Source organism: Microbacterium sp. MMO-20 (assembly GCF_037147735.1).
Taxonomy (GTDB): Bacteria; Actinomycetota; Actinomycetes; order Actinomycetales; family Microbacteriaceae; genus Microbacterium.
On the sequence record NZ_JBBCUU010000005.1, the window covers coordinates 69,312 to 80,586 of the forward strand.

General features: G+C 68.3%; 10 protein-coding genes. 7 read left to right on the forward strand and 3 right to left on the reverse strand.

Going from position 1 to position 11,275, the window contains the following annotated elements:
* Window positions 1-41: 41 nt before the first annotated feature.
* The 7 genes from WFI52_RS08455 to WFI52_RS08485 all read left to right on the forward strand — a co-directional run bounded on the left by WFI52_RS08455 (window position 42) and on the right by WFI52_RS08485 (window position 9,179).
* Complete coding sequence (locus tag WFI52_RS08455; RefSeq protein ID WP_336626836.1) at window positions 42-2,495, forward strand: phosphoketolase family protein; 2,454 nt, start codon at window positions 42-44, stop codon at window positions 2,493-2,495.
* The gene (locus WFI52_RS08460) at window positions 2,492-5,113 is read left to right on the forward strand and encodes a heavy metal translocating P-type ATPase (RefSeq protein WP_336626835.1); all 2,622 of its coding nucleotides are present in this window, start codon (window positions 2,492-2,494) and stop codon (window positions 5,111-5,113) included. Before WFI52_RS08455 ends, WFI52_RS08460 begins: the two co-directional genes overlap by 4 nt.
* Window positions 5,106-6,635 carry a multicopper oxidase family protein gene (locus tag WFI52_RS08465; protein WP_336626834.1) on the forward strand — a complete coding sequence of 510 codons (1,530 nt, stop codon included), beginning with the start codon at window positions 5,106-5,108 and terminating at the stop codon, window positions 6,633-6,635. The genes WFI52_RS08460 and WFI52_RS08465 overlap by 8 nt, the downstream gene beginning before the upstream one ends.
* 345 nt (window positions 6,636-6,980) lie before the next feature.
* On the forward strand, window positions 6,981-7,943 hold the full coding sequence (locus WFI52_RS08470; protein ID WP_336626833.1) for an AraC family transcriptional regulator: 963 nt from the start codon (window positions 6,981-6,983) through the stop codon (window positions 7,941-7,943).
* On the forward strand, window positions 7,940-8,395 hold the full coding sequence (locus tag WFI52_RS08475; protein ID WP_336626832.1) for an SRPBCC family protein: 456 nt from the start codon (window positions 7,940-7,942) through the stop codon (window positions 8,393-8,395). Before WFI52_RS08470 ends, WFI52_RS08475 begins: the two co-directional genes overlap by 4 nt.
* Window positions 8,395-8,799 (forward strand): DUF1801 domain-containing protein, encoded by a 405-nt coding sequence (locus WFI52_RS08480; RefSeq protein WP_336626831.1) that lies wholly within the window; start codon window positions 8,395-8,397, stop codon window positions 8,797-8,799. The genes WFI52_RS08475 and WFI52_RS08480 overlap by 1 nt, the downstream gene beginning before the upstream one ends.
* A gap of 2 nt (window positions 8,800-8,801) precedes the next feature.
* Window positions 8,802-9,179, forward strand: coding sequence for a VOC family protein (locus WFI52_RS08485; RefSeq protein WP_336626830.1), 378 nt, complete (start codon window positions 8,802-8,804; stop codon window positions 9,177-9,179).
* Between the two features lie 397 nt (window positions 9,180-9,576).
* Here WFI52_RS08485 and WFI52_RS08490 read toward each other — a convergent pair whose 3' ends face one another.
* From WFI52_RS08490 to WFI52_RS08500, 3 genes are read right to left on the reverse strand one after another with little or no spacing between them, the layout of a single operon-like run.
* Window positions 9,577-9,879, reverse strand: a complete 303-nt coding sequence (locus WFI52_RS08490) for a DUF6510 family protein (protein ID WP_336626829.1) — start codon at window positions 9,877-9,879, stop codon at window positions 9,577-9,579.
* Complete coding sequence (locus tag WFI52_RS08495) at window positions 9,876-10,604, reverse strand: ferredoxin reductase (protein ID WP_336626828.1); 729 nt, start codon at window positions 10,602-10,604, stop codon at window positions 9,876-9,878. Before WFI52_RS08495 ends, WFI52_RS08490 begins: the two co-directional genes overlap by 4 nt.
* Window positions 10,601-11,194: a sulfite oxidase-like oxidoreductase gene (locus WFI52_RS08500; RefSeq protein WP_336626827.1), complete on the reverse strand. Its 594-nt coding sequence runs from the start codon at window positions 11,192-11,194 to the stop codon at window positions 10,601-10,603. The genes WFI52_RS08495 and WFI52_RS08500 overlap by 4 nt, the downstream gene beginning before the upstream one ends.
* Window positions 11,195-11,275: the final 81 nt, after the last annotated feature.

Here is an 11,275-nt window from a genome sequence, read left to right on the forward strand (position 1 = left end):
TGGCGCGACCCGAGCGGTCGCGGATCGGAAGGAGACCGACCATGACCCCCACACCGGCACCCCCCGCGTGGGCGCACCGCACCACTGATGCCACCGCCGAGCAGTTGGCGGCGGTGGATGCGTGGTGGCGGGCGGCGAACTATCTGAGCATCGGGCAGATCTACCTGCAGGGTAACCCGCTGCTGCGCCACCGCCTCAGCCGGGACGACATCAAGCCGCGGCTGCTGGGGCATTGGGGCACCACCCCGGGCCTGAACTTCCTCTACGCCCACCTGAACCGCGCCATCCGCGACCGCGACCTGAACACCCTGTACGTGACCGGGCCCGGGCACGGCGGACCCGGCATGGTCGCCAACGCCTACCTCGACGGCACCTACACCGAACGCTACCCGGGCATCGACCGCACCGAAGAGGGGCTGCGGGCGCTGTTCCGGCAGTTCTCCTTCCCGGGCGGGATCCCCTCGCACGCGTCCCCGGAAACGCCCGGGTCGATCAACGAGGGCGGGGAGCTGGGCTACTCCCTCGTGCACGCCTACGGGGCCGCGTTCGACAACCCCGACCTGCTGGTCGCCTGCGTGATCGGTGACGGGGAGGCGGAGACCGGGCCGCTGGCGACCGCGTGGCACGGCAACAAGTTCCTCAACCCCGCCCATGACGGGGTGGTGCTGCCGATCCTGCATCTGAACGGGTACAAGATCGCCAACCCGACCGTGCTGTCCCGCATCCCCGAGGAAGAGCTGGTCGCGCTGCTGCGCGGCTACGGCCATCACCCCCACGTCGTCACGGTCGGCTTCGATGGCGAGACCCCGCAGGAGTCCCACGCGACGTTCGCGGCGGTCCTGGATGCGGTGCTGGATGAGATCGCGGACATCAAGGCCGCCGCGGCGGCCGGGACGCTGGAGGGGCGGCCGGCGTGGCCGGCGATCGTGCTGCGCAGCCCGAAGGGGTGGACCTGCCCGAAGATCATCGACGGTCTGCCGGTGGAGGGCACCTGGCGGGCACACCAGGTGCCGCTCGCCGAGGTCCGCGACAATCCCGAGCACCTGCGGATCCTCGAGGACTGGCTGGCGTCCTACCGCCCGCACGAGCTGTTCGACGTGACCGGCGCCCCCCGCCCGGCCACGGTCGCGATCGCCCCGGACGGGGATCGGCGGATGAGCGCGAACCCGGCCGGCAACGGCGGACAACTCACCGTCCCGCTGCGGCTCCCGGACTTCCACAAGCACGCGCAGCCGGTCGACCCGGCCGAGCGGGGTGCGGGAACCGGGGAAGCGACCCGCGTGCTGGGCGAGTGGCTGGCGGGGGTGATCCGGGACAACCCGGACAACTTCCGCATCTTCGGCCCGGACGAGACCGCCTCCAACCGGCTCGCCCCACCCGTCTACCAGGCCACCGGCAAGCAGTGGAACGCGGCCGTGGAGCCCGTCGACGAGCACCTGGCCCCGACTGGGCGGGTGATGGAGGTGCTCAGCGAGCACCAGTGCCAGGGCTGGCTCGAGGGCTACGTCCTTACCGGCCGGCATGGGCTGTTCAACTGCTACGAGGCGTTCACCCACATCGTCGACTCGATGTTCAACCAGCACGCCAAATGGCTCGAAGCGGCCCGGGAGGTGTCGTGGCGGGACCCGATCCCGAGCTTCAACTACCTGCTCTCCAGCCACGTCTGGCGGCAGGACCACAACGGGTTCTCTCACCAGGACCCCGGGTTCATCGACCTCGCCCTGAACAAGAGCCCCGACATCGTGCGCGTCTATCTGCCGTTCGACGCGAACACGCTGCTGTCCACCTACGACCACTGCCTGCGCTCGGCCGGGTACATCAACGTCGTCGTCGCCGGGAAGCAGCCCGCCCCGCAGTGGCTGACGATGGACGAGGCGATCGAGCACTGCACCCGCGGGCTGGGCATCCTGCCGTGGGCGGGCACGGAAACCGAGGGCACGGAGCCGGATGTGGTGCTCGCCGCCGCCGGCGACGTCCCCACCCTCGAGACCCTCGCCGCCGCGGCGCTGCTGCGCGAGCACATCCCCGATCTGAGAGTGCGGGTGGTGAACGTGGTCGACCTGACCCGGCTGCAATCCGAGGACCAGCACCCGCACGGTCTCCCGGACCGGGAGTTCGATGCGATCTTCACCCCCAACAAGCCGGTGATCTTCGCCTACCACGGCTACCCGTGGCTGATCCACCGACTCACCTACAACCGCGCCGGACACCAGAACCTGCACGTGCACGGCTTCCAGGAGCGCGGCACCACCACGACCCCGTTCGACATGGTCATGCTCAACGACCTCGACCGGTACCGGCTGGCGATCGACGTCCTCGACCACGTCCCGGGCCTCGCCGCCCGCCACGCCGGCCTGCGGCAGGAGCTGCAGGACGCCCGCCTGCACGCCCGCGCCCACACCCGCGAGCACGGCACCGACATCCCCGCCGTCGCCGACTGGCAATGGCCCCACCCCGACACCACCGACCCCACCCTCGGGAAGGAACCGAAATGAGCGACACCAGAACCGTGACCCTGCAGGTCAGCGGCATGATCCGCGCGACCTCCAAGAACGTCACCGAAGCCCACCTGAGCCGACAACCCGGGGTGATCGCCGTGGACGCGAACCCGGTCTCGCAGACCGCGACCGTCACCTACGACCCCGAGACCACCTCGGTCGCGCACCTGCAGCAGTGGGTCATCGACTGCGGGTATCACTGCGCCGGCCAGTCCGTCCCCGACCATATCTGCGACCCCGCGCACGACCCGCACGACGAGGGTGCGCACGACCACAGCGCCCACCACGGCCCCGCAGCTGAGGGCGCACAAGAACCGCACGCGAGTCACGACGCGCACGAGGGCCACACGGATGCCACGGGTCACGCCAGCCACGCGGGCCATAAGGGTCCTGCGGGCTATCACGACGACCCCGTCCACGATCACGCCGCTGGCCACGACCACACGCACGCCCCGTCGGCGACGGCGGATGACGGTGAGCAAGCCGGTCACCACGTCGAGCACGCCGGTCACACCGCGGCCGCGGGTGGGCACGATCATGGTGCAGCGTCGGGTCACAGTGCGCAGGAGATGATGGGCCACGGTGGGCACCACGGCGGGATGTCGATGGACGCGATGATCCGCGACATGCGCAACCGGTTCCTGGTCGCGCTGATCCTGTCGATCCCGATCACCCTATGGTCTCCGATCGGGCGGGAGGTGATCGGATTCGAGGTGCCGGCCCCGTTCGGGCTGCGCGATGACGTGTTCATGCTGATCCTGTCGCTGCCGGTGATCTTCTACTCCGCGTGGATCTTCTTCGACGGCGCCTACCGGGCGCTGCGCGCGAAGACCCTCGACATGATGGTGCTCGTCGCGGTCGGAGTCGGCGCCGGCTGGCTGTACTCCCTCGCGGTCACCCTCACCGGCGGCGGTGAAGTGTTCTACGAAGCCGCCACGGTGCTTGCCACCTTCGTGCTGCTGGGGCATTGGGTGGAGATGCGCGCCCGCGGCGGCGCGAACGACGCCATCCGCACCCTCCTGGAGCTCGCACCCTCGCAGGCGGTCGTGATCCGTGACGGGCAGGAAGTCGAGATCCCCACCAGCGAGGTCGTCCCGGGGGATCTGATGCTGGTGCGGCCGGGGGCGAAGATCCCCACCGACGGTGTCGTGGAATCCGGAGAGTCCGAGGTGGACGAGTCGATGGTTACCGGCGAGTCCATGCCGGTGGACAAAGCGCCCGGGTCGGAGGTGATCGGAGCGACCGTGAACACCGTCGGCACCCTCCGCGTCACAGCCACCAAAGTCGGGTCGGACACGGCGTTGGCGCAGATCGTGAAGCTCGTGCAGGAGGCGCAGAACTCCAAAGCCCCCGGGCAGCGCCTCGCCGACCGGGCAGCGTTCTGGCTCGTCCTGGTCGCCCTGATCGGCGGCACCCTCACCTTCCTGGTGTGGCTGCTCGCCGGCGCTGCAATCCCGATGGCGATCCTGTTCGCTATCACCGTCGTCGTCATCACCTGCCCCGACGCGCTCGGCCTCGCCACCCCGACGGCGATCATGGTCGGCACCGGGCTCGGCGCGAAACGGGGCGTGTTGTTCAAGAACGCCTCCGGGATCGAAACCGCCGCCCACATCGACACGGTCGTGTTCGACAAGACCGGCACCCTCACCAAGGGGGAGCCGGAGGTCACCGACTACATCCCCGTCGGCGACGACGACCTCGAGACTCTCTCCCTCGCGGTCGCGTTGGAGCGGGAATCCGAGCATCCTCTGGCGAAAGCGATCGTGAATTACGCCGACGCCCGCGACATCCCCCGTCGCACCGCGACCGCGTTCCGAAACGTCACCGGGCAGGGCGCGATCGCCACCGTCGACGGTCGACAGGTCGTCCTCGGCAACCCGCGCCTTCTCACCGGGGAGGGGATCGACATCAGCGGGGTGCAGGCCGCTCAGCAGGACCTGGCTGGGTCCGGCCGCACCGCGATCCTGTTCGCCGTGGACGGGCAAGTCGCCGGGATCATCGGTCTCGCCGACGCACCCCGGGACACCGCAAAGACCGCGATCGACGCTCTCCACGAGCAGGGCGTCGAGGTCGCAATGCTCACCGGGGACAACAAGCCCACCGCCGACCGGATCGCCGCTCTCCTCGGCATCGACACCGTGATCGCGGATGTGCTCCCCGAGGACAAGTCCGCGAAGGTCGCCGAGCTGCAGAAGACGGGCAAGAAGGTCGCGATGGTCGGCGACGGCGTCAACGACGCCCCCGCCCTCGCCCAGGCCGACCTCGGCATCGCGATCGGCGCCGGCACCGACGTCGCCATCGAGACCGCCGACGTGGTCCTGATGCGCTCGGACCCGCTCGATGTTGCGATCGCACTCAAGATCGGCAAGGGCACACTGCGAAAGATGCGGCAGAACCTGGGCTGGGCCATCGGATACAACGCCGCCGCCCTCCCCATCGCCGCTGGCGTGTTCTACCCGGCGTTCGGGATCATGCTGTCCCCGGAGATCGCCGCCCTGTCGATGTCCGGTTCCTCCGTGATCGTCGCCGTCAACGCCCTCCTCCTCAAGCGGCTCCGCCTGCCCGCCCAGGCGCCCGCTGCGACGACCATGCAGAAGGAGCCCGAACATGCCTGACCGTCCGCTCTCTCCCACACCGTCCTCCCCGATGCTGCTGACCCGACGAGGTGTGCTCGGACTCGGACTGGGCGCCGTCGCGGCAGCCGTGCTCGCCTCCTGCACCCCCGCGCCGCAATGGGTGACACCCACCGGCGCAGCGGTGTCCGGCACGGAGAAGAACCGCGGCGGCACCGGCCGAGTCACCACCGTCGACCTCACCGCCGCCCCCACCACGCTCGACCTGGCCGGTACCTCCGCCGCCACCTGGGCGTTCGGAGGTATCCCCGCCCCGGTAATCCGGCTCACCGCAGGCGACACGCTGAAAGCGACCGTCCGCAACCAGCTCGACGCGGACACCTCCGTGCACTGGCACGGACTCGCCCTCCGCAACGACATGGATGGGGTCCCTCCGGTAACCCAAGCCCCCATCGCCCCGGGCGGACAGTTCGCATACGAGTTCGTCACCCCGCATCCGGGCACCTACTGGTTCCACCCCCACGTCGGCCCGCAACTGGACCACGGCCTCTACGGTGCGCTCATCATCGACGACCCGGACGAGAAGGTGACGTGGGACGACGAATGGGTGCTGATCCTCGACGACTGGCTCGACGGCGTCACCGCCACCCCGGACCAGGTCCTCACCGACCTCTCGAAGGGCATGGGAGACATGGGCGGGATGGGCGACATGTTCATGCGGATGGGGAACCTGCTGATGGGCGCCACCTCCGACCTGCTCGGCGGCGACGCCGGCGACGTCTACTACCCGCACTACCTCATCAACGGCAAACCCAAAGCCGACCCCGCCCAATTCACCGGCACTCCTGGTGCCCGGGTGCGGATCCGTGTCATCAACGCCGGCAGCGACACCGCGTTCCGGTTCGCGATCGGCGGCCACACCCTGACGATCACCCACACCGACGGGTTCCCGGTGGATCCTGTCGAGGTCGACAGTGTCCTGATTGGGATGGGCGAACGCTACGACCTGCAGGTCACCCTGGACGATGGGGTGTTCCCTGTCGTCGCCGACGCGGAAGGCAAGCAGGATCGCGCGTTCGCGCTCGTTCGCACCGCCGCTGGCACGGCTCCGGCCAGCGACGTCCCCGTCGCCGAGCTCGGCACCGGCAGGGTCGGCACCGCTGCCGGACTGAGCGCGACCGCCTCCGTCACCCTGCACCAGGCATCCCCCGACCGGGTCGTGCACCTCGCGCTGACCGGGGGGATGGAGGCGTACGACTGGGGGATCAATGGGCGCCGGTTCGACATGAACGACCCGTTGCGGGACGCGCACGCGGTCAGTATGGGGGAGCGGGTGCAGTTGCGGATCCGCAATGACACCGAGATGTGGCATCCGTTCCACCTGCACGGCCACACCTACCAGCACGCGAACGGCGGCCCCCGGAAGGACACCTCCATCATCCTCCCGGGCCAGACCCTGACAGTCGACTTCGACGCCGACAACCCCGGCCAGTGGGTCGCGCACTGCCACAACATCTACCACGCCGAGACCGGCATGACCACGGTGCTCGGATACCAGTCATGAACCGCGCGTTCATCCCCAGCACGGGAGGATGATCGCGCGGGCGATCGGACGGCGGCGGCGGACGTCAAGTCTAAGTGGACTTCCTACTCTTATGTAGGGATCTGCCATTTCGCGCGGAATCCTGCTGACGAAACTGCTGCCAATTAGCGTGGAATCCCCGAGTTCTCCGCCACCTTGACCGGGAACCTACAGTAGTTGTGTAGGTTCCGCTCGGAGTTGTCCATTTCGCAAGTGAGATGTCTACGCGATGTCCATATGGACATTTCGGGGCATTGGGGTTAGTGCTCCGGTGGGGTTCGCAAAAAATGTCGAGACGCCGACAGTCCGCGCTCGTAGATTCGAGGCGTGTCCTCAGCCGTCCTTCCACTCACCGCTCAGCGGCATCTGCAACGTGTGAGCCGGGCGCTTCACTGGGTAGAGGAGCGTCTCGAGGAGCCGGTGACCCTCGCCGAGATCGCGGCGGTCGCTGGGCTTTCGCCGCATCACTTTCACCGCGTATTCCGTGCGGTCGTGGGTGAGAACCTGAAAGCGCACCTGCGCCGGTTGCGGCTTGAGCGAGCGGTCTACCGGCTCAAAGTCAGTACGGACACGGTGCTGCACATCGCATTGGAATCTGGGTTCGCAACCCCTGAGACGTTCACACGCGCGTTCGTGCAGCGGTTCGAGATCAGCCCATCGGAGTATCGCCGGATGCTGCGCGCGTACCGCGAGCACGCGGACGTGGCCCAGCAGAGCACGACGTTTGCGGGCTTCGCAGAAGGGACGCCGCTGACACTCCATTTCGACCTTGAGGCCGTCCCGGTACGGGTTGAGCGCACCCCTGAGCGGCACCTGCTCGTCCTTCGTCATCGCGGGTACAGTGGCCTCGGCATCGGGCACCCATCTGTCGAGCCGTGGCAGCAGCTACGGGCCTTCGCGAGAGAGCACGGCATCGCCCACTCCTCCGACCTCCTCGTGGGCATCACCCCAGATGACCCATACGTGGTGGATAACGAGCAGATCCGCTTCGACGCTGGCATCCCCATCCCCGCACCGATAGACCCACCCCACCCCTTCACCTACCGCCGGATGCCGGCGCAGGTGTGCGTCGCGCATCGGCACACCGGCGGTGCAGAGCAGATCGCGAAGACCTTCGCGGCCATCGGGGTGCAATGGACGCCCTCAGAAGGGTGGCGGTTGCGCTGCGCACCGCCCTTTGAGATCCATTACGTCGACCAGGGCGCGAACGACGTCGTTCGCATCAGCTGGACGGACGCCTATGTGCCTCTTGATCACCACCCCGACCAACACCCAGGAGAAGCCCCATGATCGCTTTCGAGTTCACCGAGCACATCGACAGATCGCAGCAGGAAGTGTTCGCAGTGCTAGCAGATCCCACAAGGGCGGTCGACTACGTCGACGGTGTCGTGAAGAGCGTGAAGGTGACGGATGGCCCGCTCGATGTGGGGTCCGTCATCGAGGAGACGCGCCGAGTGAAGAGCAAGGAGGCGACGGGGCAGCTGCAGATCGTGGCTCTCGAGCCGCCCACCGCTTTTGCGGTCGCAAGCGAGGCGGAGGGCATAACCGCGACCTACGTCTACCGGCTGCACCCGGACGGCACCGGCACGCGGATCGAGTGGACGTGCGAGCTCGCAGCCGGCGGACTGCGGCGGATGATGCTGCCCCTGGTGGCCGCGATCACGAAGAAGGAGGACGGCGACCACCTGGCCCGACTCAAGGCATACATCGAATCGCAGCGAGCAACGGAGACCGCCTCGTGATGCCTTCCGACACCAACGTCGACGAGGCGCTGGATCGGGCAACCGGGCCGCGACGCGGCGAGGTAACCGAACTCCTCGAGCTCTTCGAGCACGTTGCACAGCGCCCGCCGGTGGTGTGGGCGGAACGGATCGTCGGGTTCGGCCAGTACGCCTACGCGTACGACAGCGGGCGAGAGGGCATCGCGCCTGAGATCGCGTTTGCTTCCGGGTCCAAGCACACGCTCTACCTGGTCGAGGGGTTTGCCGAGCGGTGGCCCGACCTGCTCGAACGGCTCGGTCCACACCGCACGAGTAGCGCGTGCCTCTACCTCACCCGGTTGTCGGCGGTGGACCAAGATGCGCTGCGGGAACTACTCGATCGCTCCCTCGCCGTCATTCGAGACGTGAACGGGGACGGCAAATGAGCATGGCGTCTCTCGTCCAGGTGGCCCAGCGCGCGGTCGATCTGGAACGCGCCACAGCCTTCTACTCTGCGCTGCTCGACTCCGCCCCTCTGGCCCGATTCGATCCGCCCGGTTTGGTGTTCTTCAATCTCGACGGCGTCCGTTTGCTACTCGAGAGCGCCGCACCGTCAGCGCTGCTCTACCTCCGCGTCGATGATCTGGAGTCGGCTCTTGACCGAGCCGGCGACGTCGAGATCGTATCCCCAGGGCGGCCGATCTTCACTCACACCACAGATGCTCTCGGACCAGCAGGGCGGGAAGAATGGCAAGCATTCATTCGCGACCCTGAAGGAAACCTCGTAGGTCTAGTGGCGTTCAGAGAGCCGCCGGAAACCAAGTAGTGAAGGCTTCGACGAAGCTGGCCGCAGCCGTCATGGACAACTCAGCACAGAATCTGGCCGCACTCCGGTGGACATCTTCGGTGGGAGATCCCGGCTCTGTGGCTGGCACCGCGGACAACTCTGAGCGGTTCCTACAGTAGTTGTCGCCGTTTCGGTCAGTCGGGCCGATTCCCGCCCGCGTGCGCGGCCACCTTGGCGGCAGTGTGGGTGGCGAGTACGACAAGCGCAATGGGTCTGGCGACGGTGTGCCGGGGGAGCTGTTGCGTGACGACGCTGGTGGGGCCTGTCTGTCGGCTGCCGGGAAGCCCCGACGGTCCTCGACACGTCAAGAGGAACCGCAGAAGTCGCCTCACGAGACCCGGTAGGAAGGCAGCCCGCGCCGGCGGATGCTCGCACGTTACCGCGGATCTCGTCGTCGGAGAGCGCCGAGCCCGTCGAGCTCGATCTCCACCGCGTCTCCCCCCGGGTCGATGACGACCGTCATGAGGATGTGATCGCAGCCGCGGCAGCGCACGACGAGACGCCCGCCCGCGCGTTCCACGATCGTCTCCGCGATCGCGCCGGCCCGACCGCACCGCCGGCACGTGAGCGACAGGGACGTGGCATCCACGCCGAGCAGGCCCAGGAGCGGCCCGGCGAGGGCGTTGCCGTCGACGACCGCGTCGGGGTGCCCGGTGGGCCGATGGCTGAACGTCGTCATGATCCTGCACCTCCGAATCGCTCGGTGCGGATCCGACCCGGCGGATGCCCCGCCTCGACGAGGGCGTCGGCGACCGCCTCCACGAACGCTGTCGGCCCGCAGACGAAGACCGTCGGCGCGGCATCGACCGGCCAGATCAGGCCGGCGATCTCCTCCGGAGTGATGCGGCCGGCGCCACGCGTCGCGCGTGCCGGCGCGCGACGCGTGTAGACCCAGTCGACGCTGATTCCCTCGGCGTCCAGGGCGTCGATCTCCGCTGCGTACATGGCGTCGTCCTCGCTTCTCACCGAGTAGAGCAGTCGGAACGGCTGCGCGGTGCCGCTCGCGCGCCGGGCGCGGGCGATGGCGAGCAGCGGCACGATTCCCGAACCGCCGGCGATGAGCTGGACCGGGCTCGGATCACTCTCGCGCCACACGAAGTACTGTCCCAGCGGACCCTTCACCTCGAGGAAATCCCCTTCGCGCACCTCCTCCACGAGGTACGGCGAGACTTCGCCGTCCGGCACCTCGTCGACGGCGAGCTCCACCCGATCGCCCGGACCGAAACTCGCGATCGAATACGAGCGCTCCGCCTGATACCCGTCATCAGCGGTAAGCCGGATGTCGAGGTGCTGGCCCGGGAGATTGCCTCCCCACCCGGGCACGGTGAGGACGATCGCGCGCGAATGGCTCGTGAGGGCGGTCACGGCGGACACGTGCGCGGGGAGCCACGCCGCCCCGGTCACCAATACCGCTCTTCCTTCCACGGGTCGCCGTGCAGGTGGTACCCGTTCTGCTCCCAGAAGCCGGGATCGTCGTGCTGCTGCAGCACGAGTCCGCGCACCCACTTCGCGCTCTTCCAGAAGTACAGGTGCGGGACGAACAGGCGCGCCGGTCCGCCGTGTTCGGGCGCGAGCGGAGAGCCGTCGTACTCGTAGACCACCCACGCTTTGCCGCCGCGCAGGTCGACGAGCGGAACGTTGGTCGTATAGCCGCCGTACGAGTGCGCCATCGCGGACATGCCCGAGACGTCCAGTCCCGCGAGCAGCGTGTCCACCGATACGCCGCGCCAACTCGTGCCGAGCTTCGACCAGCGGGTGACGCAGTGGATGTCGGTGTGCACGTCCTCCGCCGGGAGCGCCAGGAACTCCTCCCACGACCAGGACCGGGTCATGCCGTCCTCGGCGCGGATCGTGAACTCCCACTCGTCCAGAGAGATCCTCGGAGTGGGGCCGGCCGACAGCACGGGGAAGTCGGTCGTGAGGTACTGGCCGGGGGGAAGCGCCGCTGCCGACTCGCGCCGGCGCCCCCCGAAACCCCTGCTGAACTCGGCCATCGATGCTCCTCCTCGCGACGCGGGCGCTCTTGAGCACATCGTGACGCACGCGGGCATCGGCCGTCTAGGGTGCCCGACCGC

What these genes read in the sequence shown, in the direction of transcription:
- WFI52_RS08455 (WP_336626836.1), top strand. Translation starts at nt 42, where the DNA reads ATGACCCCCACACCGGCACCCCCCGCGTGGGCGCACCGCACCACTGAT.
- WFI52_RS08460 (WP_336626835.1), top strand. Translation starts at nt 2,492, where the DNA reads ATGAGCGACACCAGAACCGTGACCCTGCAGGTCAGCGGCATGATCCGC.
- WFI52_RS08465 (WP_336626834.1), top strand. Translation starts at nt 5,106, where the DNA reads ATGCCTGACCGTCCGCTCTCTCCCACACCGTCCTCCCCGATGCTGCTG.
- WFI52_RS08475 (WP_336626832.1), top strand. Translation starts at nt 7,940, where the DNA reads ATGATCGCTTTCGAGTTCACCGAGCACATCGACAGATCGCAGCAGGAA.
- WFI52_RS08480 (WP_336626831.1), top strand. Translation starts at nt 8,395, where the DNA reads ATGCCTTCCGACACCAACGTCGACGAGGCGCTGGATCGGGCAACCGGG.
- WFI52_RS08485 (WP_336626830.1), top strand. Translation starts at nt 8,802, where the DNA reads ATGGCGTCTCTCGTCCAGGTGGCCCAGCGCGCGGTCGATCTGGAACGC.
- WFI52_RS08490 (WP_336626829.1), bottom strand. Translation starts at nt 9,879, where the DNA reads ATGACGACGTTCAGCCATCGGCCCACCGGGCACCCCGACGCGGTCGTC.
- WFI52_RS08500 (WP_336626827.1), bottom strand. Translation starts at nt 11,194, where the DNA reads ATGGCCGAGTTCAGCAGGGGTTTCGGGGGGCGCCGGCGCGAGTCGGCA.